The organism is Bradyrhizobium sp. 160 (assembly GCF_023073735.1).
GTDB lineage: Bacteria > Pseudomonadota > Alphaproteobacteria > Rhizobiales > Xanthobacteraceae > Bradyrhizobium.
Genome location: NZ_JADPKD010000005.1, coordinates 218,726 through 245,125, shown reverse-complemented (window position 1 = coordinate 245,125; position 26,400 = coordinate 218,726). Strand labels below are relative to the sequence as shown.

General features: G+C 63.5%; 28 protein-coding genes. 14 read left to right on the top strand and 14 right to left on the bottom strand.

Annotated elements, in window-relative coordinates; translation table 11 throughout:
* Positions 1-139: 139 nt before the first annotated feature.
* Positions 140-1,894 (top strand): ABC transporter ATP-binding protein/permease, encoded by a 1,755-nt coding sequence (locus IVA98_RS02170; protein ID WP_247299356.1) that lies wholly within the window; start codon positions 140-142, stop codon positions 1,892-1,894.
* A gap of 265 nt (positions 1,895-2,159) precedes the next feature.
* Here IVA98_RS02170 and IVA98_RS02165 read toward each other — a convergent pair whose 3' ends face one another.
* The 4 genes from IVA98_RS02165 to IVA98_RS02150 all read right to left on the bottom strand — a co-directional run bounded on the left by IVA98_RS02165 (position 2,160) and on the right by IVA98_RS02150 (position 6,563).
* Positions 2,160-3,173: a TorF family putative porin gene (locus IVA98_RS02165; protein WP_247277757.1), complete on the bottom strand. Its 1,014-nt coding sequence runs from the start codon at positions 3,171-3,173 to the stop codon at positions 2,160-2,162.
* A 388-nt stretch (positions 3,174-3,561) separates the two neighbouring features.
* Positions 3,562-3,921 carry a histone gene (locus IVA98_RS02160; protein WP_247299354.1) on the bottom strand — a complete coding sequence of 120 codons (360 nt, stop codon included), beginning with the start codon at positions 3,919-3,921 and terminating at the stop codon, positions 3,562-3,564.
* 84 nt (positions 3,922-4,005) lie between these two features.
* Complete coding sequence (glcF, locus tag IVA98_RS02155) at positions 4,006-5,328, bottom strand: glycolate oxidase subunit GlcF (protein WP_247299352.1); 1,323 nt, start codon at positions 5,326-5,328, stop codon at positions 4,006-4,008.
* Positions 5,325-6,563 (bottom strand): FAD-binding protein, encoded by a 1,239-nt coding sequence (locus IVA98_RS02150; protein ID WP_247354244.1) that lies wholly within the window; start codon positions 6,561-6,563, stop codon positions 5,325-5,327. Before IVA98_RS02150 ends, glcF begins: the two co-directional genes overlap by 4 nt.
* A 317-nt stretch (positions 6,564-6,880) precedes the next feature.
* Here IVA98_RS02150 and IVA98_RS02145 point away from each other — a divergent pair, with 317 nt between their 5' ends.
* The 3 genes from IVA98_RS02145 (at position 6,881) to IVA98_RS02135 (ending at position 9,104) form a co-directional block, all read left to right on the top strand.
* Positions 6,881-7,786: a ferritin-like domain-containing protein gene (locus IVA98_RS02145; RefSeq protein ID WP_256466517.1), complete on the top strand. Its 906-nt coding sequence runs from the start codon at positions 6,881-6,883 to the stop codon at positions 7,784-7,786.
* 367 nt (positions 7,787-8,153) lie between these two features.
* Entirely contained in the window at positions 8,154-8,408 is a 255-nt protein-coding gene (locus tag IVA98_RS02140; RefSeq protein ID WP_247336842.1) for a hypothetical protein, read from the top strand.
* A 357-nt stretch (positions 8,409-8,765) separates the two neighbouring features.
* Positions 8,766-9,104, top strand: a complete 339-nt coding sequence (locus tag IVA98_RS02135; RefSeq protein ID WP_247336838.1) for a putative quinol monooxygenase — start codon at positions 8,766-8,768, stop codon at positions 9,102-9,104.
* Between the two features lie 213 nt (positions 9,105-9,317).
* Here the strand turns inward: IVA98_RS02135 and IVA98_RS02130 are convergent, their stop codons facing one another.
* A complete protein-coding gene (locus IVA98_RS02130) occupies positions 9,318-10,811 on the bottom strand; it encodes an FAD-linked oxidase C-terminal domain-containing protein (protein ID WP_247299344.1) in 1,494 nt (497 codons plus the stop codon).
* A 276-nt stretch (positions 10,812-11,087) separates the two neighbouring features.
* Between IVA98_RS02130 and cycA the strand changes: the two genes are divergently transcribed.
* A complete protein-coding gene (cycA, locus tag IVA98_RS02125; RefSeq protein ID WP_247299342.1) occupies positions 11,088-11,483 on the top strand; it encodes a cytochrome c-550 CycA in 396 nt (131 codons plus the stop codon).
* 18 nt (positions 11,484-11,501) lie between these two features.
* Here the strand turns inward: cycA and IVA98_RS02120 are convergent, their stop codons facing one another.
* The gene (locus IVA98_RS02120; protein ID WP_247299340.1) at positions 11,502-12,458 is read right to left on the bottom strand and encodes an alpha/beta fold hydrolase; all 957 of its coding nucleotides are present in this window, start codon (positions 12,456-12,458) and stop codon (positions 11,502-11,504) included.
* Between the two features lie 328 nt (positions 12,459-12,786).
* Between IVA98_RS02120 and IVA98_RS02115 the strand changes: the two genes are divergently transcribed.
* Entirely contained in the window at positions 12,787-12,969 is a 183-nt protein-coding gene (locus tag IVA98_RS02115; protein ID WP_018648440.1) for a hypothetical protein, read from the top strand.
* Positions 12,970-12,976: 7 nt separating this feature from the next.
* Here IVA98_RS02115 and IVA98_RS02110 read toward each other — a convergent pair whose 3' ends face one another.
* From IVA98_RS02110 to ykgO, 3 genes are all read right to left on the bottom strand, one after another.
* Positions 12,977-13,237, bottom strand: a complete 261-nt coding sequence (locus IVA98_RS02110; RefSeq protein WP_247299338.1) for a hypothetical protein — start codon at positions 13,235-13,237, stop codon at positions 12,977-12,979.
* A 179-nt stretch (positions 13,238-13,416) separates the two neighbouring features.
* Complete coding sequence (locus IVA98_RS02105; RefSeq protein ID WP_247299336.1) at positions 13,417-14,058, bottom strand: tetratricopeptide repeat protein; 642 nt, start codon at positions 14,056-14,058, stop codon at positions 13,417-13,419.
* Between the two features lie 105 nt (positions 14,059-14,163).
* Complete coding sequence (gene ykgO, locus IVA98_RS02100) at positions 14,164-14,289, bottom strand: type B 50S ribosomal protein L36 (protein ID WP_006611362.1); 126 nt, start codon at positions 14,287-14,289, stop codon at positions 14,164-14,166.
* A 300-nt stretch (positions 14,290-14,589) separates the two neighbouring features.
* Here ykgO and IVA98_RS02095 point away from each other — a divergent pair, with 300 nt between their 5' ends.
* From IVA98_RS02095 to IVA98_RS02085, 3 genes are all read left to right on the top strand, one after another.
* Complete coding sequence (locus IVA98_RS02095) at positions 14,590-15,474, top strand: amidohydrolase family protein (protein ID WP_247277625.1); 885 nt, start codon at positions 14,590-14,592, stop codon at positions 15,472-15,474.
* Positions 15,475-15,850: 376 nt separating this feature from the next.
* Positions 15,851-16,582 carry a haloacid dehalogenase type II gene (locus IVA98_RS02090; RefSeq protein ID WP_247299334.1) on the top strand — a complete coding sequence of 244 codons (732 nt, stop codon included), beginning with the start codon at positions 15,851-15,853 and terminating at the stop codon, positions 16,580-16,582.
* 54 nt (positions 16,583-16,636) lie between these two features.
* Positions 16,637-17,107, top strand: coding sequence for a YbaK/EbsC family protein (locus tag IVA98_RS02085; RefSeq protein WP_247336829.1), 471 nt, complete (start codon positions 16,637-16,639; stop codon positions 17,105-17,107).
* A 74-nt stretch (positions 17,108-17,181) separates the two neighbouring features.
* Here IVA98_RS02085 and IVA98_RS02080 read toward each other — a convergent pair whose 3' ends face one another.
* Together IVA98_RS02080 and IVA98_RS02075 are read right to left on the bottom strand one after the other, a co-directional pair.
* On the bottom strand, positions 17,182-17,526 hold the full coding sequence (locus IVA98_RS02080) for a hypothetical protein (protein ID WP_247336826.1): 345 nt from the start codon (positions 17,524-17,526) through the stop codon (positions 17,182-17,184).
* A gap of 95 nt (positions 17,527-17,621) precedes the next feature.
* The gene (locus tag IVA98_RS02075; protein ID WP_247354243.1) at positions 17,622-18,608 is read right to left on the bottom strand and encodes a tripartite tricarboxylate transporter substrate binding protein; all 987 of its coding nucleotides are present in this window, start codon (positions 18,606-18,608) and stop codon (positions 17,622-17,624) included.
* A 148-nt stretch (positions 18,609-18,756) separates the two neighbouring features.
* On the opposite strand from IVA98_RS02075, the gene IVA98_RS02070 reads away from it, so the two are divergent.
* Positions 18,757-19,020 carry a hypothetical protein gene (locus IVA98_RS02070; RefSeq protein ID WP_247299328.1) on the top strand — a complete coding sequence of 88 codons (264 nt, stop codon included), beginning with the start codon at positions 18,757-18,759 and terminating at the stop codon, positions 19,018-19,020.
* A 118-nt stretch (positions 19,021-19,138) separates the two neighbouring features.
* Here the strand turns inward: IVA98_RS02070 and IVA98_RS02065 are convergent, their stop codons facing one another.
* Entirely contained in the window at positions 19,139-20,074 is a 936-nt protein-coding gene (locus IVA98_RS02065; RefSeq protein WP_247277631.1) for a LysR family transcriptional regulator, read from the bottom strand.
* Between the two features lie 117 nt (positions 20,075-20,191).
* On the opposite strand from IVA98_RS02065, the gene IVA98_RS02060 reads away from it, so the two are divergent.
* From IVA98_RS02060 to wrbA, 3 genes are all read left to right on the top strand, one after another.
* Entirely contained in the window at positions 20,192-20,944 is a 753-nt protein-coding gene (locus IVA98_RS02060) for an SDR family NAD(P)-dependent oxidoreductase (protein WP_247299326.1), read from the top strand.
* A 37-nt stretch (positions 20,945-20,981) separates the two neighbouring features.
* Complete coding sequence (locus IVA98_RS02055) at positions 20,982-21,680, top strand: pirin family protein (RefSeq protein WP_247299324.1); 699 nt, start codon at positions 20,982-20,984, stop codon at positions 21,678-21,680.
* A gap of 154 nt (positions 21,681-21,834) precedes the next feature.
* The gene (gene wrbA, locus IVA98_RS02050) at positions 21,835-22,434 is read left to right on the top strand and encodes an NAD(P)H:quinone oxidoreductase (RefSeq protein ID WP_247299322.1); all 600 of its coding nucleotides are present in this window, start codon (positions 21,835-21,837) and stop codon (positions 22,432-22,434) included.
* Between the two features lie 52 nt (positions 22,435-22,486).
* Here the strand turns inward: wrbA and IVA98_RS02045 are convergent, their stop codons facing one another.
* Positions 22,487-23,620 carry a GNAT family N-acetyltransferase gene (locus IVA98_RS02045; protein WP_247299320.1) on the bottom strand — a complete coding sequence of 378 codons (1,134 nt, stop codon included), beginning with the start codon at positions 23,618-23,620 and terminating at the stop codon, positions 22,487-22,489.
* A 118-nt stretch (positions 23,621-23,738) separates the two neighbouring features.
* A complete protein-coding gene (locus IVA98_RS02040) occupies positions 23,739-25,091 on the bottom strand; it encodes an O-antigen ligase family protein (protein WP_247354242.1) in 1,353 nt (450 codons plus the stop codon).
* A 318-nt stretch (positions 25,092-25,409) separates the two neighbouring features.
* On the opposite strand from IVA98_RS02040, the gene IVA98_RS02035 reads away from it, so the two are divergent.
* Entirely contained in the window at positions 25,410-26,396 is a 987-nt protein-coding gene (locus IVA98_RS02035; RefSeq protein ID WP_247336820.1) for a glycosyltransferase, read from the top strand.
* The last annotated feature ends 4 nt before the right edge of the window (positions 26,397-26,400 follow it).

The window sequence follows — 26,400 nt, the reverse complement described above, 5'->3', positions numbered from 1 at the left end:
ATGCTAGGGTTGCAAGCTGCGACAAGCCAACGCAAATTGCAGATCTTGCGACTTTAGTCTAAGCGCGCCCGTTTCCGCCATTGCCTCAGCCATTTGGCTCCGGGCCGTTATGCACATCCCCTCTAGGAGACCCCGCTCTGTGAATAACATCCGCGCCACGCTCGCGATCGTCTGGCGAATCGCCGGCCCCTATTTCCGATCGGAGGACAAATGGGCCGGCCGCGGCCTGCTCGCCGCCGTCATCGCCATGGAGCTGGCGCTGGTGGCGATCAATGTTCTCGTCAGTCAGTGGCAGAACCGATTCTTCAGTGCGGTCCAGGGATATGAATTGGACCGGTTCGTCAGAGAGATTTGGATCTTTCTCGGCCTTGCTTTCACCTTCGTCGCACTGGCGGTCTACAAGCTCTACCTGAACCAGTGGCTCCAGATTCGCTGGCGACGGTGGCTGACGCAGCATTATCTCGGCGAATGGCTGAGCGGCTCGACGCATTACCGCATCCAGCTCAAGGGCGACCCCGCCGACAACCCGGATCAGCGCATCACCGAGGACGTCAAGAATTTCGTCGAGCAGACCTTGACCCTCGGGCTCGGCCTGCTGTCGTCGATCGTGACGCTGGCCTCGTTCGTCGTCATCCTCTGGGGTCTGTCGGACAAGGCGCCGCTGCACATTTACGGCACAGACATCATCGTCCCCGGTTTTCTGGTCTGGTGTGCGCTGGTCTACGCGATCCTGGGTACGGCGCTGACGCACTGGATCGGTGGCCCGCTGATCAACCTCAATTTCGAGCAGCAGCGCTTTGAGGCCGACTTCCGCTTCAACCTGATCCGCGTGCGCGAAAATTCCGAGCAGATCGCACTTTTGAAAGGTGAGAGCGCGGAGCGAGGGAATTTGCTGCAGCGCTTTGGTTTCGTCATCGGCAACTGGTACGCGATCATGAGCCGGACCAAGCGCCTGACCGCCTTCACGGCAAGCTACAGCCAGGCTGCAGTGATCTTTCCCTATGTGGTCGTTGCTCCGGCTTACTTCGCCAAGAGAATTCAGCTCGGCGACATGATGCAAACTGGCTCGGCGTTCAGCAGCGTGCAAGATGCGCTCTCTTTTTTCGTCACAGCCTATCGCTCGCTCGCGGAATGGCGCTCGGTGATTGCCCGTCTCGACGGTTTCGAGATGTCGGTCAAGTCGGCGGCCCACACGGCGACGCGCGAGCCGACCATCGGCGTTGCACCATCGAGCGGCAAGGCAATCGGTCTCGATCAGTTGCTGGTAAAGCTGCCGAACGGCGAGCCGCTTGTTGCGGCCGATGCCTTCGCGATCCAGCCGGCGGAGCGCGTGCTGGTGACCGGGCCGTCGGGCTCCGGGAAATCCACGCTGTTCCGGGCCATCGCCGGAATCTGGCCGTTCGGCACCGGAACCATCGCGATTCCCGAGAAGGCCAAGCTAATGATGCTGCCGCAGCGGCCGTATTTTCCGATCGGCCCGCTCGGCGACGCCGTAATCTACCCCGCAGGGCGTGGCGCGATCGCACCCGAGAAGATCGCAGAGGCGCTGAACGCGGTCGGCATGCCGCGGCTGGCAAAGCGGCTCGACGAGAACGGTCACTGGAATCGGATGCTCTCGCTCGGCGAGCAGCAGCGCCTCGGGCTCGCCCGCGCGCTCTTGCATGTGCCGGATTATCTGTTCCTGGACGAGGCCACCGCCTCGCTCGACGAACCCTCCGAGGCCCGGCTCTACCGGCTGCTCGCTGAGAAGCTACCGCAGACCACCATCGTCTCGATCGGCCACCGCTCGACGCTCGACGCTTTCCACACCCGCAAGGTGGCGCTGGTGAAGGACGGTGCGATCCACGTCCTCGGCGGCGAACGGGCTGCAGCGGAGCCGAGCGCGGCGCGTTGAGGCGCAGGGCAATCCCTACTGCGTTCTCGTCAGAACGGATGCCGAGTCTGCCTCGCGACAAGGCGCCAGCGGCTTTTCACCGGTGTTTCTGCGTCGCCACGGCCGGGCTTGCCCCGGCCATCTACGCGCTCATTGCGCGGCAGTGCCAAAGAACGTGGATGCCCGGAACAAGCCCCGGGCATGACGTTTGCGAAGAGACCCGACCCCAAAGCAAAAGGGCGGCGGATTGCTCCGCCGCCCTCATCAAGTCGTTTCGGGAAGAAACTTACTTCAGGTTGGTCATCGCTGTCAGGTCGAAGGACAGCTTGGCGATGCCGGCGGCGCCGCACCAATTGGAGCCGACGCCAGTCGGATTGATGTTGCTGAAGCTGCCGTTGAAGCCTGCCGTGTAGTCGCTGGTGAAGGCGTTGCAGTTCGCCTTCGAAAGGTCGGTGTCGGAGTAACGCAGGTCGAGAGTGAATACCTTGTACGTGAATCCGATGCCGATATTCCAGGTGTTGTAGTCGGCGTACTTGATGCCGTTCGGGAACGGACCAGCGAAGCCCGGCGCAGCGAAGCCGGTGCCATAGAACGAGTCGGAGGTGCCCAGGAATTGGCGGCCGAACTCACCCGAGACGTACATCCCGACGCCGCTGGAGCCGAAAAAGGTGCTCGGCGCCGTGTACTTGGCGGTGATCGACACATAGTCGCCCCACGCACCGGAGTTCAGGAAGCTCGGCGTATAGTACTCGTTCAGGCCAACGGTCCAGTTGTCGTTGATGGTGTAATTCACCTTGCCGTAGACCTCGAAGAAGCTCACGTCCTTCTTCATGACGTTGCCGTTGAGCAGAGCGTTGGCGGCGCACTGCGCGCTAAGCGGGTTGCCGGCGGTGTCGGTCGGCGCGCCGTAAAAGCAGGTGCCACCCGGATAGAGATAACCCCAAACACCGATGTCGAAAGCGAATGCACCGAAGGTCGGGCGGATGCCGCCGTAGACGTCGATCTCGGCCGCGGCGCGGTTGGGGAAGGAAATGCTCTCACCGGCGACGCCGATGTAGAGCTGGAGGTCCTTGGTGACGTTGTAGCGCGGCTCGAAATAGGCGGCGACCGACGGTTTGTGGTTCGACTGGCTGATACCGCGGAAGATGTAGTCGCTCATGATCGCGCCGCCAAAAGCGATGTCCCAGGGATCGAAGGCGGGCGGCGGCGGGGCTTTCAATGCCTTGACCGGCATGTCTGCCGCGAAAGCCGAACCCGTCACCATTGCCAGCGCCGTTGCCAACAAAGCCACTTTTTTCATTTCGATCCCCATCGCCAGTTCTTAAGCCCCAGTCGGATCCCGGTACCCCCCGGAGCGCTCGACTTGATTGCAATCTCGTAACTGCGGCAATTTGGATTGAGGGGTGCGAGCCGTGAAGCAAAAAGCGCGGGCATCTGCCGACTTTTTAGGCGTTTTGACGATTCCACGAAACGTTGTCAGCCTGTGTGTCTTCTCGAACACATTCTTTGCGTTGCAAGGTGCACGAGAGGGACCGTGCAAGTACGGGAAAGCCAGGCAGCGTGGCACCCCGGCTACGAATCAGACAGGCGCAGAAAAGGGCGGCCTCTAAAGGTGCTTGCGGCGATGCAAAAAGGCCGCCGCGTCACCGCAGCGGCCTTCCTGTCGTCGATGGTGGTGGTCGCTCTGCCTAGCCTTGCCCCTCGGCCGGCGCAGCTTCCGCAGAAGACGAAGGCATCGCCCAGCTTGTCTCAGCGACAGGCTCGGCAGCCGGAGCTGCCGGCGTTGATGGCTTCGGCGCGGGAGCTGCCTTCGCCTTCTTCGGTGCCGCTTTCTTCGCGGCCTTCTTGGGTGCGGCCTTCTTGGCCGACTTAGTCGCCGCCTTCTTGGCGGCCTTCTTCGGGGCTGCCTTCTTGGCAGATTTCTTCGTAGCCTTCTTGGCAGACTTCTTCGCGGACTTGGCTGCCTTCTTAGCGGTCTTCTTCTTCGCCGCTACGACCTTCTTGGCCTTTTTGGCCTTCTTGCTTTTTTTCTTCTTCGCTTTCGCCATCGTGGTCCTCCTGTTGCCGCCGAACAATGGTCGATCGGGCGTCTTCAGCCGTCACCTCCGGACGAAAGCTCAGCTTTTGAAAGCTCAAACTTGCGCGTTCAATGCCGGCCGCGACCCGCCCGTAGCCCAATCGAGAAGCTCAATCGTGTGTACGACCGGAACTGACGTGCCACTGGCAATCTGCACCATGCAGCCGATATTGCCCGCGGCAATCATGTCCGGCTTGACGCTCGCGATGTTGGCGACCTTGCGATCGCGCAACCGGCCCGCAAGCTCGGGCTGGAGAATGTTGTAGGTCCCCGCCGAACCGCAACACAAATGGCTCTCCGGCACATCTTTCACCACGAATCCATTCTTGGAAAGCAATTCTTTCGGAAGGTCCGTGATTTTCTGCCCATGCTGCAACGAACACGCAGAGTGATAGGCGACGACGATGTCATCGTGCGGCGCGGTGGTCGCGAGTTCGAGGCCGGCGACGTATTCGGTGATGTCCTTGGCGATCGCGGAGACCTTGGCCGCGTCGGCGGCGAACGCAGCGTCCTCGCGCAGCAGATAGCCGTAGTCCTTGATCACGGTGCCGCAGCCGGAGGCCGTCACCAGGATGGCGTCGAGCCCCTCGCCGGCCGCTTCCTTCCGCCACGCCGCGACATTGGCGCGGGCTCGCGTCAAGGCGTCATGGTCGTCGCCGAGATGATGGGTCAGCGCGCCACAGCACTGCTCGTCCCGGACCAGGACAACCTCGATGCCGTGGCGGGTGAGAAGGCTGACGGCGGCTTGGTTGATGCGCGGCGCCAGCACCTGCTGAGCGCAGCCTTGCAGCAGAGCGACCCGGCCGCGCTTCTTGCCGAGCGCGGCGAACACGCTGCCGGCGCGGGGCCCCGGCGATGGCAGCCGGTTCGGCGCCAGCGCCAGCATCGCCTTGATGCGCTGGATCAACCCGGGCGTGGCCGAGGGCCGGGGCGTCGGCAGGAAGACGGCAAGCGGGCGGGCCAGCCGCGCCAGCACCATGCTCGCGCGAAAGCGCCGCGGGTCTGGCAGGACGAAGGCCAGCACCTGGCGCAACAACCGCTCAGTCAGCGGCCGCTGATAGCGCTGCTCGATCCGGACCCGGGCCTGGTCGACGAGATGCATGTAGTTCACCCCTGAGGGGCAGGTCGTCATGCAGGCGAGGCACGACAGGCAGCGGTCGACATGCTTGACCACCTCGGCGGTCGGCGCCTGGTCCTTTTCCAGCATCTCCTTGATCAGGTAGATGCGGCCGCGCGGGCTATCGAGCTCGTCGCCGAGCAGCACATAGGTCGGGCAGGTTGCTGTGCAGAAGCCGCAATGGACGCAGGCGCGAAGGATCTTGTCGGCCTCCGCGATGTCGGGGTCGGCGAGCTGCGCCAGTGAGAATTCGGTCTTCATGTCGCAGCGCTCCGCGTCAACCGCCCCCGGTTGAGAATGGTCTTCGGATCGAAGCTGGTGCGCACCCGCTCGCTCAGCGCGGCAATGCCAGGCGCTTGCGGATGGAAGACATCGACGTCACGCCTGACGCCCTCGGTCGCCCGGATCAGCGTGGCATGTCCTCCGAACGCGTTGGTGCGCTGGCGCACGGCCGGGGCATGCGCGTCCGGCTTCGGCGGCAACGCCGCCCAGATCAGCCCGCCGCCCCAATCGTAGATCACGTCCCCGCCGGTCTCACGGGCCAATTGGGTGCCGAGCGCTGCCCCTGATGCCGGCGGACAGACGATCCGCCAGACCGGCCAGGCGCCCAGCGCACCGCTTGCCGCGAACGGCAGGACGTCGCGGATCGTGGCCCACAGCGCCGCGGATGCCACGTCCTCGACCAGCGTCGCAGTTCCGAACGGCGCCAGCAATTCGCGCAAGGAGCCTGCGCGGTGCGCGGCAGAGGCCGTGATGCCCTCGAGCCGCAGCACGGTCAACGCCTCGTCCTGGCTCGCGATGTCGCCAAGTCCTTCCGACTTGGCCCGAAAGGCCGATTTCGGCAGATGCGCGGCACCGGAAACGTCGAAGGGCGAGCCGAGTGCCGCCGTCATCGCCTTGTTGGCCTCGGCGTCGTCGAGCCCGCGCAGCACCAACATCCGCTCGGCCTCGGGCTTGGGCATCACCTTGAGCGTGACCTCCGTCATCACCGACAGCGTGCCCCAGGAGCCGGCGAGAAGCTTGCAGAGGTCGTAGCCGGTGACGTTCTTCACCACCTTGCCGCCGGTCTTGAAGCTGTCGCCGAAACCGGAGACGGCGTGCGCCCCGAGCAGGTGATCGCGCGCCCCGCCCGCCCTGATCCGCCGCGGACCAGCGAGCCCGGCGGCGATCATGCCGCCGATGGTTCCGAGCGCCGGCGCGCCGAGCAACGGCGCCGTGTTCATCGGCTCGAAGGCGAATTGCTGGTTCTTGGCATCGATCAGCGACAGCACGTCGGCCAGCGGCGCACCGGCCTGGAGCGTGACGATCAGCTCGTTGGGCTCGTAGGAGGTGACTGCATTGAGCGCCGAGACGTCGAGTACAGCATTGGTCGCCATCGCGTGGCCGATGCCGCGCTTGGAGCCATGACCGATGATCTCGAGCGGCTGCTCGTTGGCGATCGCCGCGCGCACCACCTCTTCGACGTCTTTGGCGTCTCTGACCTTCAGCGTATCCACGGGAAGAGGCCGTAACGAAATTCGCGCCGGAAATCAAATCTGGCAAGCCTTGCGCATCGCTCGGCCCGGCAATCTCTGGTGCAACGCGAAAGAGCGGCGGCCACGCGCTCCCCTTGCTGGGCAGACATCAGCGCACGCCGCGGACTGTCACAGGGCGATTGCGGACGATCAGGGTTGCCTGCTCCCCAATAGGAACGGACGCACGCACTCGCATTTGACATGCATTCGGCGCGCCAGCGCGAAGCGGGCGAAAATGGGCGGGGCGATCTGCGGCTCTTGTAAGGCGCGTCACAACCACCACGAAGAGGAGGTTTGCCATGAACGTGGAGCGAGTTCGTATCTCCCGACGGCAATCCGTTGCCGGTTTGTCGGTCCTTGGCCTGAGCGGGCTGTTGATCCCCACAGCCCATGCGCAGCACAAAGCACAACAGAAGCACCAGGAAACCACTGGCGTCGGAATACATGCCGCCGAAGTGAAGGATGAGGACATCTTTCAGTTCGCGTTGAACCTGGAATACATGGAGGCTGAGTTTTATCTGCGTGCCACGACCGGCAAGGGGATCGATGATTCTGACGCTGGACCCGACGCCGCGAGGGTCGCTGGCGGACACGAAGCCAAATTCGACAGGAAGGAAATCCGCGAGTTTGTCGAGGAGCTGGCCGAGAACGAGCTTGCCCACGTGCGCTTCTATCGCAAGACGCTGGGCCGGATGGCAGTATCGCGCCCGGCCATCGATTTCGATGCGGGCTTCAAGGCAGCCGCCCAGGCCGCTGGTCTCCCCGCCGACTTCGATCCGTTTGCTGATGACATGAGTGTCTTGCTGGGCGGCATGCTGTTTGAGGATGTCGGCGTGACGGCATATGCCGGGGCAGCGCCGCTGCTCAAGAGCAAGGAGTTCGTCGAGGCTGCGGCGGGCATTCTGGCCGTCGAGGCGTACCACATGGGGATGGCGCGCTCGCAGCTCTATTTGATGGGTGAAAAGGCCTGGAATGCGGCCAACGCCATCTCCGACGCCCGGGACAAGGTCGACGGTGGTCAGGACAAGGACCAGGGCATCCGGATGAACGGCAAAGCCAATGTCGTTCCGTCCACGCCCGATGCCATTGCCTTCCGCCGCACGCCGCAGGAGGTGCTCCATATCGTTTATCTGACCGAGAAGCAGGGTGTCAGCAAAGGCGGGTTCTATCCGAACGGAATGAACGGCGTGCTCAAATCCACCTGAGTTCTCGGCCAAATGGGAGCCGGATCGGCCGTCGTGCCGGCGGCCGAAGCGCGCCTTGGCACGATCGTCGGGTAGGTCGCTTTTGACGCTGTGGTGATCTTGTTCGCGTGGCTCGCCCACCCGGACGAGAGCATTGTCGGCAGGTCGAGCGAGCAAACCGTGAGCGACGCAATCGCTCGGCGCCCACAGCTAGACTCCGCGTTCTGCATCAACCGTCGCGATCATCGGCACTGCTTTTTCGGCGAATCGGAGCCGCGCACGTCGGGCGTTTGCTGACCTGCGATAATGGATTGATGAACAGGCGTTCATGGAACGGCGCAGTTTCCAACCCGTTGATCAAAGTTCTTCGCTGAGAGGAGGAATGAAGATGAAGAGGATGATAATTGCACTTTCTGCCATCGCCCTCATTGGCACTGCACCAACCGTCTTTGCCCAAGGCGTATCAAGCAAGACGCCGGGCCACGAGATGCAAACCAAGGGCTCCAAGGCAGGCCATCCGGGAGCATCCGGCTACGCTCCGGGACATAAGAAGCAGGCCATGGGTTCTAAGAAAGGTCATCCCGGCGCTTCTGGCTACGCTCCCGGCCAAACCACGGGCGCGAGCACGAAACGTAGCTACTGACGGCCATCTCGCAATTGCCAATAGGCCAATGACAAGAGCCGCCGCGGTCTCAACCCGGCGGCTCTTTGTGTGAGCGATCCCAAGGCGACGACGAGGGTTGCGAACGTGGGCGGCCACCCCGAGCGTCGCGCCTTCCCTCGTCCTGAGCAGCTTGCGCAGCAAGCGTCTCAAGGACGAAATCCGCGCTGCAACCGCCGGGCCTTCATGGGCGAGACGACAGCTTGTCGGTCTCCCATGAGGATATGGAGTGCACCTCGGCCTACGCCCGGCGACATCCGCACTTCGATCATCATCGAACCATCTTCACCCGAGACTTCGCTACCGGTCGCATGGTTCTCGTCACAACGGAGCTCCATCATGGACGAACAATCAATGAACCAACAAGCCATCCATCAGGCCGTCGGCGGCGGCGGTCTGCTGGTCGTGGCGCAATGGGAAGCGAAGGCTGAAGAAGCCGATCGGGTTGCCGAGATCCTGCGTAGCTTCCTGCCACAGGCTCAAAGCGAGCCCGGCGTAAAACTATTCCTGATCAGCCGCGCCAAGGACAATCCGGCCCAGTTCCTGTTCTACGAGCTATTCCGCGACGAGGCCGCGTTCAAGGCGCATCAGGACAGCGCACATTTTAAGAGCCATATCGCCGGTCAAGCCCTACCTCTGCTGACCAGGCGCGAACGTACGCAATATGCGCTGATATAGACCCGCGGTAGCATCAGGAAAGCCGAATGGTGTAGCCTCGCTGCGCCGTTCGGCGACGCGCCACGCCCGGTCATGTGTCTCCTGCCAATCGCCGCCTCTCACGCGCGATCGAGCTGAAACGTGACCGATCTTCGGGTGTGAATTGCGGCGAGCACTTCTCCCGACAGCGTCGACATAGACAGTCCAGGATGAGGAAGATCCGACATTGCGAGCCTAGAACCGCGGGATGTCCGGAAACGCCAGCTTGCCTGCATGGACATGCATGCGGCCAAGCTCGGCGCAGCGATGCAGGGTCGGAAACACTTTTCCGGGATTGAGCAGGCCCTGGGCGTCGAAGGCGCATTTGAGGCGCTGCTGCTGGTTGAGGTCGATCTCGCTGAACATGTCGGGCATCAGATCGCGCTTCTCGATGCCGACGCCGTGCTCGCCGGTGAGCACGCCGCCGAATTCGACGCAGGCACGCAGGATGTCCGCACCGAAGGCCTCCGCACGCTCGATCTCGCCCGGCTTGTTGGCGTCGTAGAGGATCAGCGGATGCAGATTGCCGTCGCCGGCATGGAACACATTGGCACAGCCGAGCTGGTATTTTTCCGAGAGCTCGCGGATGCGCGCCAGCGCCTTCGGCAGCGCACCGCGCGGGATGGTGCCGTCCATGCAGAGATAATCGGGCGAGATGCGCCCGACCGCGGGGAACGCGGCTTTCCGGCCCGCCCAGAACAGATTGCGCTCGGCCTCGGAATTGGAGATCTGGCAGGTGGTGGAGCCGCAGCCATTCGCGATCGCCTCGACGCGCGTGATCAGCTCGTCGACCTCGATCTTGGGACCGTCGAGTTCGATGATGAGCAGCGCCTCGACGTCGAGCGGATAGCCGGCGTGGACGAAGGCTTCGGCCGCGTGGATCGCGGGCTTGTCCATCATCTCCATGCCCCCAGGGATGATGCCGGCGCCGATGATGCGTGCCACGCATTCGCCGGCGGCTTCGACTTCTGCGAAGCCGACCATCAGCGCACGCGCGGTCTCAGGCTTTTGCAGGATGCGCACGGTGATCTCGGTGATGACCCCGAGCAGGCCCTCGGAACCGGTGATGACTCCCATCAGGTCGTAGCCGGGATTCTCCGCCGACTTGCCGCCGATGCGCAGGATCTCACCGCTCATCAGCACGATCTCGCAACCGAGCACGTTGTTGGTGGTCATGCCGTATTTCAGGCAATGCACGCCGCCGGAATTTTCCGCGACGTTGCCGCCGATCGAGCAGGCGATCTGCGAGGACGGGTCGGGCGCGTAATAGAAGCCGGCATGCGCAACCGCCTGACTGATGGCGAGATTGGTGACGCCGGGCTCGGTCACGACGACGCGGTTGTCGAAATCGATCTCGCGGATGCGCTTGAACTTGCCGAGCCCGAGCAGCACGCCGTCCTCGAGCGGCAGGGCGCCGCCGGATAACGAGGTACCGGACCCCCGCGGCACGACCTTGATGCCCTGCCCTGCACAATATTTCAGGATCAGCGAGACCTGCTCGGTGGTGTCGGGCAGCACCACGACCATCGGCGGCTGCCGATAGGCCGTCAATCCGTCGGATTCATAGGCTCGCATCTCGGCGGCGCTGTCGATCACACCCTCGCCAGGCACGATTGCGCGCAGTGCGGCAACGATGTCCGCGCGGCGTGCAAGCACGGCCTGGTCGCTCGCAGGCATCATGATGGCCATATCAAGTCCTTCACGGCATTTCGTTTCCGGCTCACGCCGCCTGATAATTTGTCGCGGCAAATCAACCACGTCCGCGGATGTTTGGGTAGGCCAATCGAAAGTCGGATCAACGATCTTTCCGAGAGTTCGCTCTGGGACAAGTAGGAAATCGTGAAACCTGTCATGGTCTGGCGGCTTGTCCAAGCCGGGCAGGCCTGCCAAAACCGGCACGTCCGACCATTGCCGCGCAGGCAAGAGACTGACTAGACCCACCAGGGAAGAGACGAAGAGCACCCGATGACAAAACTGACTTTTGGCGCACTGACGATCCTCACCGTGATTGCCACCGCACCCGCCGCGATGGCGCAGGATGTCGCGGCCGGCAAGACGTCGTTCAACAAATGCCTGGCCTGCCACGCGATCGGCGAAGGCGCCAAGAACAAGGTCGGCCCCGAGCTCAACGGCCTCAACGGCCGCAAGTCGGGCACCGCTCCCGATTACAACTACTCGGATGCGAACAAGAATTCCGGCATCACCTGGGACGAGGCGACGTTCAAGGAATACATCAAGGATCCCAAGGCCAAGATCCCCGGCACCAAGATGGCGTTCGCCGGCATCAAGAACGAGACCGAGATCAACAATCTCTGGGCCTTCATTTCCCAATTCGACAAGGACGGGAAGATCAAGCAGTAAGCGCGGAAAAGGCGGCCGCTAATCGGCGGCCGCCTGCGCCGGCACGATCTTGCCGATCATCGCCTCGATCTCCGCCTTCACGAGATCCGGCACGGCGTTCTGCACCATGTGGCCGAGATCGGGCAGCACGATCAATTTCGCATTCGGCACGGTGGCAGCGAACGGGCGCGCGTGGATGCCGGTCGAGACGGTCTTATCGGGCTCGCCGGCGATGATCGTGACCGGCGCCGATATCTCGCCGTAACGCGCGACTTGCCCGGCCACGGCTTCCTTCAGCGTCACCAGATCATAGGCATTGGCGATGAACTCGCGTGGACGCAGCAGCAGCGGCGTCGCGGAATCCTTGACGAAGCCGTCCGGCATGACTTGGGGCAGGAAGACGTTGCGCGCACCGGATTCAGCGAGGACGTAGCCGAGCGGCAGCGTGATCGTGTAGGCGAGCAGCGGACCGACCACGGGCGTTGCGATGATCTCGTTGTAGCGGCCGACGCCGCCGCGCCAGGGATGAGTGACGGGCGCGAGCATCACGAGGCCGGCGACGCGGTGGGGGTGATCGAGCGCGATCCGCGCGCCGAGGGCGCCGCTCCAGGAATGCACCACGAACACCGCGCGATCGATCCCGAGCCTATGAAGCGCTTCATCGATCATCCGCGCCTGGATCTGCGGCGTCGAATCCTGCCGCCGCAGGCGCGTGCTCCAGCCGTGGCCGGGGCGGTCGATCAGAATGACGCGACGATCCCTGGCGAGGAGATCGCCGAGCGGCCGCCGCATCGCTTCGAGATTGGAGCTCGCGCCGTGCAGCATCACGATCGGCAGGCCAGCGTCGCGCGGGCCGAGATCGACGACGTGAAGCACAGCGCCGTCGACCTCGATCATCCGGCCCTGCGCCGGAAAGGCGCGCTGCACGACGACGATTCCAGCCTGCGTGACCAGCGCCAACAGAACCAGCGCCGTCACGATTGACATCACGATCATCGAGAGAATCCGGGCGATCCTGGACACAGGGCAGTTACGGGTCTTGGCACACGGCAGTTTCGCTCAGCCGGCATCAAGGCTTCCACCGGAAATGGTGGGCTGTGGATATGTGCACAATCTCGGACCGTAAAAACTCAATGGAATCAACAATATTCCTTGGCGATACGGACACCTCGGCCCAGCTTCATGCGGTCGTTATCCCGGAATCCATATAATCGCCATGGTCGGTTCGGCCATCTAGGCGCGGGTGGGCGCCGATCCTGCTCGCAACCTCGGGGATGCGGGAAAGACCGGCAGGATTTTCCTGGTTTGAACCGGAGGATTTTCGATGAGCTTCAGATCGAACGACACTGCGATCGATGAGATCGTCGCGAGCTGTAACGGCGACCTGCGCGGTGCCGTGCGGGCGCTGCTCCTGATCAACGAGCATCTCGAAGCGGAGCTTGCAAAAGCTTACGCTGCGGCCGCCGATCGCGGCCTCGCCGAGCGCGGCGGCAGCGTCCTGCATTGAGTGCAGGCTAGTTCGACCCGTCCTCGTCCTTTTCCTCGTCCGGCGTGAGCGCGGGACAGGCGCGGATCGTCGAACGCGCAAGCTTGGCGTCGGCCTTGGATTTGTAGGGGCCGTCACCGAACCAGATATCGCCGATGATCACAGGATTGCTGGTCACGATGTTGCATTTGCCGGTGGCGCGGTTGCCGACCACCCAGAACAATCCGTCGGCGAGGCTCGCCGTGCCCGACGCGAGCAGCAAGCTACCCGCAAAGATTAAACGCTTCATGGCTTTGCTCCCGCCATGCAGGTAGGCCGGCGTCGGCCCCGGCAATAGCCCTCACGATGCGACGCCTGCTATCGTGGTTAATCCGCGCCGGCCGCGATCGCTAGAAATGATCGAGTTAAGCCTTATTGCTTCAGCACGATCTCTCCGGGAAACCGCTGCACACTTTTCCGGATCGTGCTCTAGATGTCGCGGCCTTCGACCTTCTCGGTCAGGGCCTTGACCTGCTCCGGAATCTTCTCGAGGTGCGGATTGACGGCGAGTGCCTTGCGGTAGGCGTCCAGCGCGCGCTTCTCATCACCGACCTCCTGCATGATCATGCCGAGCCCTGCGAGCGCACCGAAATGGCGCGGTTCGCGGATCAGCACTTGCTGGATATCCGCGAGCGAGCGGCCGTAATCGTTCTGCATGTAATAGAGCGTAGCGCGCCGGTTCCACGCCTCGATGTAGTCGGGCCTGAGCTTGATGACCGAATCCAGCAGCTTGATCGCGACCTCGATCTTCTGCGCGTCGACCGCGGTCTTGGCGCGCGACATCAACAGTGCCGCAGTGTCGCTCGGGGTCTGGAGCCAGATCGCCCAGATCCGCGCCTCGACATGCTTGGCGCTGGCCTCGTCGGGCGCCGCCTTCAGTGCGCCGAATAGGAAATCGAGGTTCTTGGTGCGGTCGACCTTGGGCAGCTTGGCCGGCGCTTCCGGCAGCTTCTTCTGCTTGCCGGGCGGGGGCGGCGGCTCAATCTGCTGCGCTCGCGCCGGGGCGAAGCCGGCGGTTCCCAGGACAAGGGCCAGACACAGCGTAAGCGCGAAAGGGAATCTCACTGCCATGGTGAAAGTCTAAACGCGTAAAGCCGCCCTTGCAAAGCAAAGGCGGCGTCAAACTCGTGTGAGACCGGGTCTTGCGGGACGCGCGCGGCGTCCGGCAGGGCGAGATCAGCCCTGGCGCGCCTTGAAGCGGCGCTGCACCTTGTTGATCACATAGACCCGGCCCTTGCGGCGGACCAGGCGGTTGGCGCGATGGCGACCGCGCAGCGATTTCAGCGAGTTACGGACCTTCATGGCAGAATCCTGAACGTTCGAAAGGCCGTGTTCGGCACTACCGTTTCGGCACGCGCGAATGTGGCAAAATGAGATTTTTCCCGCTGGCGGACCGCCCGGGACGGGGCGGTTCTTAAGGCATGGCGGGCGGTGATGTCAATGTTAACGGCCCCGTTCCGATCCAGCAAATTCGTGAAAACAACCCCATGCACAGTAGAAACGGCCGGATCGGCCGGATCGGCCAAGCGATAACCTGCGGCAGCGCCTTGCAAAATTCGTTATATCATATAATCAATTCGGCAACCCGCCGGGAGGAAACCCATGCCGAAGCTGAAGCTGCCCAACATCGACGATGTCGTCGCCATCGACATCCACACCCATGCCGAGGAGCCCTGCGGCTGCCATGCCGACGACGGCTATGACGATTTCCAGGCGCAGATGGCGGAGTATTTCAAGTCGCCAAACAAGCATCCGCCGACAGTGCCGGAGACCGCGGCGTACTACCGCGCCAAGAACATCGCCGCCGTGATCTTCCCGGTCGACGCCGAGCGCGAGACGGGCTTCCGCCGTTACAACAATTACGAGATGCTGGAGGTCGCCTCCGACCACCTCGACGTCCTCATCCCCTTCGTCTCGATCGATCCGCACAAGGGCAAGCTGGGCGTCCGCGAGGCGCGCAAGCTGATCGAGGAATACGGCGTACGCGGCTTCAAATTCCACCCGACCATGCAGGGCTTCTACGCCAACGACCGCATGGCCTATCCACTCTATGAAGAGATCAACAATGGCGGCGCCATCGCGCTGTTCCACACTGGCCAGACCGGCGTCGGCTCCGGCATGCCCGGCGGCATGGGCATGCGGCTGAAATACTCCAACCCGATGTACATGGACGATGTCGCGGCCGATTTCCCCGACCTCAAGATCATTCTCGCCCACCCCTCCTTCCCGTGGCAGGAGGAGGCACTGTCGGTCGCGACCCACAAGCCGAACGTCTATATCGACCTCTCGGGCTGGTCGCCGAAATATTTCCCGCCGATCCTGGTGCGCTACATCAACTCGATTCTCCAGGACAAGATGCTGTTCGGCTCGGACTGGCCGGTGATCACTCCGGACCGCTGGCTGTCGGATTTTGCCAAGATCGACATCCGCGACGAGATCCGGCCGAAGGTGCTCAAAGCCAATGCGCGCAAGCTGCTGGGAATCTAGACGCGCTCATGGATCGGTGGAGTCTGGCTGATTTTCGTGGGCGCAACGGATACTGCGCCAACGGAAGCTGCTTCCGGTCACATCGTCCGCGCCAAATCACGGTGTAACTCCCGGTTCTCTAGTGGCTTCGGCGCGCAGCTTCTCAACTGCACGCAAGAGCTCCCCTTCGGTGGTATCAGCCTGATCGACTTCGGAACGCATTCACGCCAGATGCGCTTCGCTTCGTTGAAAGATTGCAGCGTTCGCCTCGCAACCCGATCGAATTCCTCGCACACGCTTGGCCGCGCAACAGCGCCCGATCCGAATTTCCTGCTTGGATCGATATCACCGCGCCCGCTATAGTCCTGCGCCTGCATCGAGCCCGGAGGACGGTCAATTGCCCCTCAAAGCCGTCGTCTTCGACGCCTACGGAACGCTCTACGACATCCAGTCGGTCGCTGAGATCACCGAGGATGCATTTCCAGGCTATGGCGAGATCATCACGCAGGTCTGGCGCATCAAGCAGCTCGAATACACCTGGTTGCGTTCGCTGATGCGGCGTTACCAGGATTTTTCGGCGGTCACGCGCGACTCCCTGGCTTATACGTTGCGCGTGCTCGGGCTCGCTTATGACAGCGAGGCGTTCGAGCGCGTGATCGAGAAGTATCTGCATCTCGATCTCTATTCGGATGCGACCGCAACGCTTGCGGCCCTGAGGCCGCGCAAGCTCGCCATTCTCTCCAACGGCAGCCCGGACATGCTGAACGCGCTCGTGCGCAATTCCGGCCTCGATGCCCTGCTCGATGCCACCATCAGCGTCGACGCCAAGAACATCTTCAAGCCGAGCCCGGAGGCCTATGAACTCATCGGCGAGGTGCTCGGCACCGCGCCGGATGAGGTTCTGTTCGTCTCCTCCAATCCTTGGGACGCCGCCGGCGCGAAATCATTCGGATTGAAGGTTGCCTGGATCGAGCGGGTGGCACCCGAAGCCATGGCGCTGGCTTGCGTCGAGACCGAACTCATGGCACCGCTGACGATGTTCAAGGCGATCCGCACCCAGATGGACGAGCTCGGCTTCGCGCCGGATCATCGTGTCCGCGCGCTCTCCGAGCTGCCAAGCATCGCTTAGAGATCGCTAGCTGCCCATGAGTTCGAGTGAACTGTTTGGAATGAGCTGTTTGGAATGAGCCTGCAATCCGTTCGCGATTTCTTCGCCGAGAAAGCCCCCGACATTACCGTCATCGAATCCCCGATTAGCTCCGCCACGGTGATGCTGGCGGCTGAAGCCTATGGTGTCGAGCCGGGGCGCATCGCCAAGACGCTCTCGTTGCGCGTCGGCGAGCGCGTGATCCTGATCGTCGCCGCCGGCACATCGCGCATGGACAACAAGAAGGTGAAGGCGCAGTTCGGGGGCAAGCCGAAAATGCTGGGACCGGAAGAGGTCGCCGAGATCACCGGCCACGAGGTCGGCGGCGTGTGCCCGTTCGGCCTGAAGGCACCGCTGCCGATCTATTGCGACGTCTCGCTGAAAGCGTTCGACGTCGTGGTGCCAGCCGCGGGCTCGACCCACAGTGCCGTGCGCATCGCCCCGGATCGGATGGCCGAGTTGGTCGCGGCCGAATGGGTCGACGTCTGCGAAATCAGGTCCGACTAGGGCCTTATCGGTTTTGATCGAATCAAAACCGAACCTCTCCACGCGACCGGGTATCCACGTCGCGTGAAAGCGCTTTAATCGTCATCGTAGGGTCGGGGCTGAGCCCCAGGCGGAGCCGCGTTATAGCGCGGCGGCGGCGGTGCGGCGCGGTTACGCGGCACCGGCTGCTGCGGTTGGGTCTGATTGTTCGACTGGAACACCGCACGGCACCCGCTGGAGAGCTGCGGCGTGTTCTGCTGCAAGCAGGCCACGATACGGTTCACGTCGGGAATCTGATCGCTGCACAGACGCCACACATCAGGTGTGCAGGCCATCTGCTGTTCCATCGTGCCGCGGTATTCTTGCGCGGATGCCGCGCTCTGCGCGACGATGCCGCTGACCGCGAGCGCCACACCCAGCGCAATCCGCTCTGTTCGCATGTCCCGATCCTTCCCGAATCCGTCAAAACCTCCTCAATCAATGAGGCGGGGGAAGGTTCTGGACCAACAACAAAACGTGAAAGCGCGCCTGGAACCTACTCCACCTTGCCGATCTTCTTCACCGCCGCGATCAGCCGCGCGCTGTCGGCCGCGACGAATTGCGCGAAGGCCGGGGCATCCTGATAGGCCACGAGGCTGCCCGAGGCCTCGAACGATTTGAGCACGTCCGGACTCGTCATCACCTGCGCCATCGCCTCGCGCAGACGGGTCGCGATCGTGGCCGGCAGCGCGCTCTGCGCGAACAGGCCGGCCCAAATGTACATCTCGACATCCCTGTAGCCGAGCTCCTGAAAGGTCGGCACGTCGGGGAAGCTCGCGATGCGCTGCGCGCCGCAATTGCCGAGCACGCGCAGCTTGCCGCCGTCGACCTGCGGCTTCAGCGTGCCGGGTGCGGCGGCGATCGCCTGCACGGTACCACTGAGGATGGCGGTCAGTGCGGGACCTGCGCCGCGGAACGGCACATGCAGCAGCTTGATGCCGGCGCTGCTTGCGAACATTTCCATCGCCACGTGCAGCGTGCCGTAGGGCCCGGACGAGCCATAGGTGATCTGGCCCGGTCGCCTCTTCGCGTCCTCGACGAAATCCTGCGCCGTCTTCCACGGTGCCGAGGCTGGCACCGCGAGCAGCGTGGGATCGGCGAGCACGCGCGCGATCGGCATGAACTGCGAGACCTCGTAGGCAACAGGACGCTCGAACAGGCGGTCGGCTTCCGGGAGCACCGCGAGCGAGGACAGTGTCATCAGCAGCGTGTGGCCGTCGGGCTCGGCGCGCGCGGCCGCGGCATTGCCCACCGATCCGCCGCCACCGCCGGCGCGATTGTCGACGATCACGGGCTTGCCGAGGATCCGCTCCGGCGCCTGGGCCCCCGGACGCGCCGCCAGATCGGCCTGTCCGCCAGCGGGAAACGGCACGATCATGGTGATGTTGCGGGCGGGATAGGTTTGAGCGAAGGCATTGTCAGGTAACGCAGCGCGAAGCAACGGCAGTGCAGCAGCGGCGCGCAGGACGTCGCGTCGGTCCATGGCAGGTCCCTCCCCTCATTTTTTCTTCGTTCGCTTGCCAGCCTAACGTCGCGATCGGCAAGAACAAGATGTTTACGAAGCATTAGCCATGTTCGACCGGGTCCGGAACGCATGCCTGAGGCCTCCGTTTCCCTCCGAGGAGTGTGCCATGGGAAAACTTGCGACCATCGACGTCGCCTTGGACGAGATGCTGGTGAATCTCGCCGGGATCGTCTTGCGACTTTCAACGCCCGAAATGACGCGAACGCCGGAAGCGCGACGCGCACTGGCGCAATCCGTCCATCAATATGCGGTTTGCGCGAGACGCTCGAGCGACCCTCGTGTTCACGAATTGAAGTCGCAGCTGGAAGAGACGCTGAAGCCGAGCTTGCGCATTGTCGCGATCGACGGCGTGAAGTTGCCTTCGTTTTAACCCGTCATTGCGAAGAGCTCTTGCAACGAGCAATCCAGAGTCTCTCCGCGGGTTTACTCTGGTTTGCTTCGCTGCGCTCGCAATGACGAGGTCGTGAGATCTGTCAGTCTGCGTGGCTCTACGACGTCTTTGCCTTCCCGCGTGTCCGCCGCTTACAGGTGCCCGGCAGCTTCGCGGCCAGGAAATCGCCAAGGGCCTCGACGCGCGCGGGACGCGGGCCACCGGGCGGCGTCACCAGGTGCACGGCGCCTTCGGCCTGCTTCCAGTCCTTGAGGATCACTTCGACCTGACCTGAGGAGATCGCCTCGCCGACGATGAACTCGGGCAACTCGGCGATACCGAGGCCCGCGATCAGCGCCGGCATCACCGCTTCACCATTGTTGACGCGGAGCTGGCCGCCCGGGCGCACGCTGGCCTGCTCACCGGCAGAATTGGTGTAGTGCCAAGCATTCGGCGTCGAGAGATAGGCGTAGCTGAAGCATTTGTGCTCGGCCAGATGCATCGGATGCGTCGGACGGCCATATTGCTTGAGGTAAGACGGCGCCGCCACGGTATAGCGCGGCATGGTGAAGAGCTGCCGTGCGATCAGCGAGGAATCCGGCAGCCGCGCGATCCGTACCGCCATGTCGAAGCCTTCCCCGATCAGGTCGACGGTCGCATCGCTCAAATGCAGGTCGACCGAGACTTCCGGATAGGCCTGAAAGAATTCCGGCAGCAGCGGCGCCACGGCCTTGATGCCGAATGTCATGGGCACCGCGAGCCGGACCAGGCCGCGCGGCGCCACCGATTGCGCCAGCGCTTCGTTCTCCGCGGCTTCGCCATCGGCCAGCAGGCGCGTCGCGCGTTCGGCGAGCTTGTGGCCGGCATCGGTCAACGCGAGCCGGCGGGAGGTGCGGTTGAACAGCCGGGCGCCGAGCCTCTCCTCCAGCCGGGTGACCGCCTTGGAGACCGTCGCCTTCGACATCGCGAGCTCGCTTGCGGCCCCTGCAAACGACCGCAATTCCACGACTTTTGCGAAAACCGCGAGCGCCTCGAAATCAGGGAGTTTTGCCATCTGAAGTCCGTCGTTGGGGCATTTAGTGAAACAATGAGTTTCAACAGTTTCTATTTCTATACCACAGACGGAGGCTTATCCAAGGGTCAATCGCAATTCCAGCAATGGAGACATCCAATGACCAAGAAGCTCTCAGGCAAGGTTGCTCTCGTGACCGGCGGCTCGCGCGGCATCGGCGCGGCTTCGGCCCGCGCGCTCGCAGATGAAGGCGCGGACGTCGCCATCAGCTACGTCGCCTCGCCCGAAAAGGCGGAGGCCGTCGTTGCCGATTTGAAAGCCAAGGGCGTCAAGGCACGCGCCTTCAAGGCCGATCAGGCTTCGGCCGATGACGTGACGCAGCTGGTCAAAGACGTGGCCAAGGAGTTCGGCCATCTCGACATCCTCGTCAACAATGCCGGCGTCGCCGCGGGCGGAGCGATCGACGATGCCAATGCCGACATCGAAGCGTTCGCCCGCCAGGATCTGGTCAACGTGCATGGCGTGATCGCGGCGATCCGCGCCGCCTCGCAATTGATGAATGAGGGCGGTCGCATCATTACGGTCGGCTCGATGCTGGCCGACCGCGCCTCGTTCCCCGGACTTGCCGACTACGTCGCCACCAAGGCGGCCGTGGTCGGCTACACCAAGGGTGCGGCGCGCGATCTCGGCCCGCGCGGCATCACCGTGAACGTGGTGCAGCCGGGCTCGATCGACACCGACATGAATCCGAAGGACGGCGGCGAGTTCGCCGAGACCCAGCGCAAGCAGCACGCGCTCCAGCGCTTCGGTCGCCCCGAGGAAGTCGCCGCCGGCGTCGTCTTCCTCGCAAGCCCCGAAGCCTCCTTCGTCACCGGAACGGTGCTCAATGTCGACGGCGGATTCGGCGCCTGATTCAGGCGCCATCCGCTCAAATCAAGGAATTACGCACATGATCGAACTCAGACCCTTCGCAAAGCTCGGCGGCGCCGATCATGGCTGGCTCAAGGCCAAGCATCATTTCTCCTTCGCCAGCCACTACGACCCGAACAACATGGGCCACGGTGCCCTGCGGGTGTGGAACGACGACGAGATCGCGCCGAACACCGGCTTTCCCGCTCATCCCCACGCCAACATGGAAATCATCACCTATGTGCGCGAGGGCGCGATCACCCATCAGGACAGCCTCGGCAACGAGGGACGCACCGCGGCCGGCGACGTGCAGGTGATGAGCGCCGGCAGCGGCATCCGCCACTCCGAGTACAATCTCGAGCCGACCAGAACGCGGATCTTCCAGATCTGGATCGAGCCGACCGCACGCGGCGGTCAGCCGACCTGGGGCTCGAGACCATTCCCCAAGGCGGACCGTTCCGGCAAGCTCGTCACCATCGCGAGCGGCTTCAACGGCGACACCGACGCGCTGCCGATCCGCGCCGATGCGCGGGTGCTCGCCACCACCCTGAAGGCCGGCGAGAGCGCAGAATACACGCCGCAGAAGTCACGGCACCTCTACCTGGTGCCGGCTGCGGGCGCGGTCGAGATCAATGGCGTTCGCGTCGAAGCCCGCGACGGTGCCGCAATCCGCGACGAGGACAGGCTGAAGATCACCGCTCTGGAAGATTCGGAGCTCGTGCTCGTCGATGCGGCGTAGGCGCCGCCAGCACACAGCAACTCGTCATGCCCGGCCTTGAGCCGGGGATGCATCGCCTTCGTAAAGAGCTTTTTGAAAAGCGATGGGTTGCCGGGTCAAGCCCGGCAACGACGGCGAACAAATAACTCACCTCGTCATCCAACGGAGACCACCCATGACCAAAGTTCTCGTCCTCTATTATTCCGCCTATGGCCACATCGAGGCGATGGCGAATGCCGTTGCCGAAGGCGCGCGCGAGGCCGGCGCCAATGTCGACGTCAAGCGCGTGCCGGAGCTGGTGCCGGCGGAGGTCGCGAAAGCCTCGCACTACAAGCTCGATCAGGCCGCCCCCATCGCCAAGATCGAAGATCTCGCCAATTACGACGCGATCATCGTCGGTACCGGCACCCGGTTCGGCCGGATGGCCTCGCAGATGGCCAACTTCCTCGACCAGGCCGGCGGGCTGTGGGCCAAGGGCGCGCTCCATGGCAAGGTCGGCGGCGCGTTCACGTCGAGCGCGACCCAGCATGGCGGCCAGGAGACGACACTGTTCTCGATCATCACCAACCTGCTGCATTTCGGCATGATCGTCGTCGGCATGAATTACGGCTTCGCCGGACAGATGAAGCTCGACGAGGTCACGGGTGGCGCACCCTACGGCGCCACCACCATCACCGGCGGCGATGGCAGCCGCCAGCCCAGCGCCAACGAGCTCGCCGGCGCACGCTATCAGGGCCGCCAGATCGCGGAGACCGCCAGGAAACTACATGGCTGAGCTGCACGGCTGACGCGATCGCGGGGCGGCATTCTCGTTCGGGAATGCCGCTTTAGCGCGTCCCCTTGCCCATCGCCCGCGCCGCAAGCGCGGCGAGCCTCGGGTGACGGCGCAGGCCCTGCGCGGCGTGGTCGCGCCATGCATAGGGCAGGCCCCGCCAGGACAGTGCGATGCTGACATCGGTCAGCGGGACCCTCTGAGCGCCGAAGCGGCGCTTATAGTCCTGATTGCCGATGCTGAGATCGAAGCGGCGCACGCCCCGTGCATGCAGTGCGGCCATGGTGCGCTCGGCGACGAGCAGCCCGGGCGAGCAGCTCGACCATGAATCACCGGCGTGGCTGATGCGCAGCAGGTAGTAGGTCGCATCCTGCCTGACGCCGAGCGAGGTGGCGACGACGCCCTCGTCGCAGACCAGCGCCGAGAGGACGGCATAGCCTTCCGCGACACCCTGGCGGGCGATCTCGCGGTAAAATCGCGCATGGCTCTCGTCGTTGAGGATAAATGGCGAGCCGAGCTTTCTCATGCGCGCCTGCTGCTGAACATCCATGACATCCAGCAGCTCATGCGCGCGAGCGACATCCGCAGCGATCTCGAACCGCGCGCCGGCATGACGGCTGAAGACGCGCCAGCAGCGCGGCATCTGCATGCGCTTGATCGAGGCCCGGTAAGCCTCATAGTCGTCACCCATCAGCACCAGATTGCCGTTGAGCGAGGAGGATCCGATCCGGCCGAGCGAGACCAGCGGGTTCGGCTTGGCGCCGATTTGGGCCGGCATCTTCCTCAGGCGCAGCAGATCGAAGCCATCGGGCAAGGCGCGTAGCGCATCGATTAACGCCTTGCTGATGGCATCTGGCGCATCCACCCCAAGCGACAGGATCGGCGCATTGTTATCGGAGACGCCGAGATCGGCAAATTCGACCACGCGGATGCCGCGCCTGATATGGCTGATCATCGGCACAAGAGCGATGTCCTTGCCGGTCGGGGCATCGGAGATCACGGCGATCAGCGGTGCGAGGTCGTGGAACGCCTCGTACCAGGCGCCGAGCCAGTAACCGTGCTGGAATGCGGTGCGATGGCTTGCATTCAGGCGCAATGCGGCCGGCCGCCAGTCGCGTATGAAATCGACCGCGATTCCCGACGTGCGCGACACCCGGCCTTCTGATTGCTCGACGCTGAGGAACGTCATCCGCGGGACATAGGATTACTGAATGTTTCCGGATAGATTATGTTTTGCCGCGCAGGACAAGTAACGTCGCTGCTTATCGTTAAGCGATGCCAATCAAGCCGCCCGCTGCGACAAGGTGTCAGTGCTCCGGTTCCACCTGCCCTGCGCACTGGAACCGAGCCAGGAAGTGCAAGCCGGCCGCTGCGACAGTGAACATGAACCAGATCGGACTCTGTCGGTCGAGCAGGAAGGTCTCGGTGGCTCCGTAATACAGGCCGAACAGCCATACGGTCAGGAACAGCTTTGCCAGCGCGCGACTGCGGTTATGCGCCTGGGCCGACTGGAAATTGCCGAGCGGTGCGAGCACGAAGACGAGGATCACCAGCAGCAGCCCCGGCAGGCCGATGGTGACCGCGAGGTCGAGATAGCTGTTGTGGCTGTGCGCCGCGCTCGTCGCCCATTCCGCGCCTTGCGCGGTCTGCCGCTCGGTCAAATCATCCCAAAAGGCCGCATAGCCGTGGCCGATGATCGGCTTCTCGGCGACGGCTGCGAGCGCGAATTCCCAGATGGCGGAGCGGCCGGTGAAGGTGGGGTCGAGCGGAAGCAGCCGCGTCATGGCGCCGAGCGCCGGACTCAAGACGCTGCCCACCGTCAGCAGGTTCATCGCGATCAGCGGCACGAAACAGATGATCCGCTTCAGCCACAGGCCCCGCGTGACGTAGACCAGCGACGCCAGCGCGTAGATCGCAAGGCAGAGCACCGAGGACGTCTTGCCGCCGGTGAAGATCAGGAAGATGCCGGCAAGCACCGCGATCGCCGGCCCCATCATGAACGAGCCGACACCGCAAAGGTAGATGCCGACATAGACCAGGACGGTCATCACCGGCGAGGCGACGTTCTTGTGGCCGAAACTGCCGCGCCAGTCACCGGCAAGCTGCGGCTCGGTGATGTCGAACGCGGTGTGAATCGAATATTGCGGCGCGAGGAAGACGCCGAGATAGCAGAGCACGAGCAGCGCGAGCGCGGCACCGCCGAGGCACAGGTTGAAGCTGCGCTGCGTCGGCGGCAATAGCGGCAGGAGCACGGCGAGCGACGTCACGCTCGCCGCGAGCACGAACCGCTGAAACGAAACGCCGCGGTTCTCGGAAAAGGCGATGTTGATCAAGAGCCAACCGATGAGACAGAGATGCAGCGGCGTCAGCAGGGACTTCACCGCTGGCGCATCGGTCACGGCGACGAACAGCACGGCGACCACGGCCAAGAGGCCGAAGGCGATGTAGGTCAGCGCCATTCGCCCGCTGACGACAGTAGCGAAATTCTCACTCCGCAGGTCCGGAAACGGATCGAGCGTCACCAGGATCAACAGCAAGGTCGCGACGGCGACGAGACAGCGCGCTGCCCGCACCGCGTTCAGCCCTGCGAGCCCGCCGCGCAGGACGTGGCCCAACGATCGGGCCTCGACGTCAGTCATGTCAGCGGCGCTGCGATCCAAGCTGCGATCCATAGCTTAAGGCAGGTGAGGCCGGGAAGCTTCAGCTTCTAGCTCACCGTCGTTAACCATCCGTCAACCAGCATGCCGAAGACGACAGGCACATTCTGCGCGGCAGCGCTGCCGCACCCTGCTAGGTTTGCCGCAGGTTCAATGTCACCGGCTTAACGTTATTCCACGAATCCGGCGCCGCGCAGGCGCTCGCGGCAGCGACTTGCCCATAATGCGGGTATCATCCGCAGCAGCCGAGATTTCGATTGCTGGCATTGCCGGCTCGGCAGACGCGCCCTGGTTAACGGATCATTAAAGACGAGCCGCAGCTTGATCACCGCCGACGAGGTTCTCGAACTAACGGCTGCCTCACGCGTGATGCCGGCGGCGCGCCTGCCGCTGCCGGTGAACCCGGGCGCGTCGGTATCTGTCGTCATTCCCGCCAAGAACGCTTCGGCCTATATCGGTGAAACCATCGCCAGCGCGCTGGCGCAACGCGATGTCGCCGAAATCATCGTCGTAGACGACGGCTCGACCGACGACACGATTGCGATCGTCCGCGCCATGCGTGATCCACGGCTGCGCATGATACAAAACGACTCCGCGGGCGTGTCAGCGGCGCGCAATCTTGGCGCGCGGCAGGCGGTCGGCGATTGGCTGCTCTTCCTCGATGCCGACGACCGCCTGCGTTCCGATGGCGTGGCGGCCCTGCTGGCGGCAGCGCGCGCCGCTCCGCGCGCGGTTCTCGTCTATGGCGACTACAACACGATCGACAGCGAGGGACGGCAGATCGGCCGGCGCGATCTGCTGAAGGGACGCCGCAAGCCGACCGGCGACGTGCTGACGCGGCTCGCAGCCGGCAACTTCATCGTCAATGGCGGCATCGTGCTCACCCGTGCGGAGGCTTTCCGCGCTGTGGGCGGCTTCGACGTCTCCCTCAGATATTGTGAGGATTGGCATTGCTGGTGCCGACTTGCCGCGATCGGCGAGTTCGAATTCGCGCCAAAGCTCCTACTCGACTATCGCCTGCACACGGCGAACACGATGAATGCGGCGGTGCGGACGCCGCAGGATTTCTTCCCGGCGGTCGCGCGAGTCTTCGGCGACGGGCTGATCCTGGCGAGACTGCCCGAAGGCACGGCCGGCGCGCTGCGCCGGGCCGCCGAGATTCATCTCGTCACCTATTCGGCGATGCAGGCGGTCCGCTTCGGCAGATATCGCGACGCCTTCGCCTATCTCGCTATGGTCGGCCGGCGGTCGCTCAAATCGCTGCCGCGCTCCGCGCTCCGGGTCGTCCTCGCCCGCTTTGGCATCTAGCTCC

What these genes read in the sequence shown, in the direction of transcription:
- glcF (WP_247299352.1), bottom strand. Translation starts at nt 5,328, where the DNA reads ATGAAGACCGAATTCTCACTGGCGCAGCTCGCCGACCCCGACATCGCG.
- IVA98_RS02095 (WP_247277625.1), top strand. Translation starts at nt 14,590, where the DNA reads ATGCCGAAGCTGAAGCTGCCCAACATCGACGATGTCGTCGCCATCGAC.
- IVA98_RS02110 (WP_247299338.1), bottom strand. Translation starts at nt 13,237, where the DNA reads ATGAAGCGTTTAATCTTTGCGGGTAGCTTGCTGCTCGCGTCGGGCACG.
- IVA98_RS02140 (WP_247336842.1), top strand. Translation starts at nt 8,154, where the DNA reads ATGAAGAGGATGATAATTGCACTTTCTGCCATCGCCCTCATTGGCACT.
- IVA98_RS02160 (WP_247299354.1), bottom strand. Translation starts at nt 3,921, where the DNA reads ATGGCGAAAGCGAAGAAGAAAAAAAGCAAGAAGGCCAAAAAGGCCAAG.
- IVA98_RS02070 (WP_247299328.1), top strand. Translation starts at nt 18,757, where the DNA reads ATGGGAAAACTTGCGACCATCGACGTCGCCTTGGACGAGATGCTGGTG.
- wrbA (WP_247299322.1), top strand. Translation starts at nt 21,835, where the DNA reads ATGACCAAAGTTCTCGTCCTCTATTATTCCGCCTATGGCCACATCGAG.
- IVA98_RS02145 (WP_256466517.1), top strand. Translation starts at nt 6,881, where the DNA reads ATGAACGTGGAGCGAGTTCGTATCTCCCGACGGCAATCCGTTGCCGGT.
- IVA98_RS02130 (WP_247299344.1), bottom strand. Translation starts at nt 10,811, where the DNA reads ATGGCCATCATGATGCCTGCGAGCGACCAGGCCGTGCTTGCACGCCGC.
- IVA98_RS02135 (WP_247336838.1), top strand. Translation starts at nt 8,766, where the DNA reads ATGGACGAACAATCAATGAACCAACAAGCCATCCATCAGGCCGTCGGC.
- IVA98_RS02105 (WP_247299336.1), bottom strand. Translation starts at nt 14,058, where the DNA reads ATGGCAGTGAGATTCCCTTTCGCGCTTACGCTGTGTCTGGCCCTTGTC.
- ykgO (WP_006611362.1), bottom strand. Translation starts at nt 14,289, where the DNA reads ATGAAGGTCCGTAACTCGCTGAAATCGCTGCGCGGTCGCCATCGCGCC.
- IVA98_RS02045 (WP_247299320.1), bottom strand. Translation starts at nt 23,620, where the DNA reads ATGACGTTCCTCAGCGTCGAGCAATCAGAAGGCCGGGTGTCGCGCACG.
- IVA98_RS02055 (WP_247299324.1), top strand. Translation starts at nt 20,982, where the DNA reads ATGATCGAACTCAGACCCTTCGCAAAGCTCGGCGGCGCCGATCATGGC.
- IVA98_RS02120 (WP_247299340.1), bottom strand. Translation starts at nt 12,458, where the DNA reads ATGATCGTGATGTCAATCGTGACGGCGCTGGTTCTGTTGGCGCTGGTC.
- IVA98_RS02060 (WP_247299326.1), top strand. Translation starts at nt 20,192, where the DNA reads ATGACCAAGAAGCTCTCAGGCAAGGTTGCTCTCGTGACCGGCGGCTCG.
- IVA98_RS02065 (WP_247277631.1), bottom strand. Translation starts at nt 20,074, where the DNA reads ATGGCAAAACTCCCTGATTTCGAGGCGCTCGCGGTTTTCGCAAAAGTC.
- IVA98_RS02080 (WP_247336826.1), bottom strand. Translation starts at nt 17,526, where the DNA reads ATGCGAACAGAGCGGATTGCGCTGGGTGTGGCGCTCGCGGTCAGCGGC.
- IVA98_RS02075 (WP_247354243.1), bottom strand. Translation starts at nt 18,608, where the DNA reads ATGGACCGACGCGACGTCCTGCGCGCCGCTGCTGCACTGCCGTTGCTT.
- IVA98_RS02115 (WP_018648440.1), top strand. Translation starts at nt 12,787, where the DNA reads ATGAGCTTCAGATCGAACGACACTGCGATCGATGAGATCGTCGCGAGC.
- cycA (WP_247299342.1), top strand. Translation starts at nt 11,088, where the DNA reads ATGACAAAACTGACTTTTGGCGCACTGACGATCCTCACCGTGATTGCC.
- IVA98_RS02085 (WP_247336829.1), top strand. Translation starts at nt 16,637, where the DNA reads ATGAGCCTGCAATCCGTTCGCGATTTCTTCGCCGAGAAAGCCCCCGAC.
- IVA98_RS02165 (WP_247277757.1), bottom strand. Translation starts at nt 3,173, where the DNA reads ATGAAAAAAGTGGCTTTGTTGGCAACGGCGCTGGCAATGGTGACGGGT.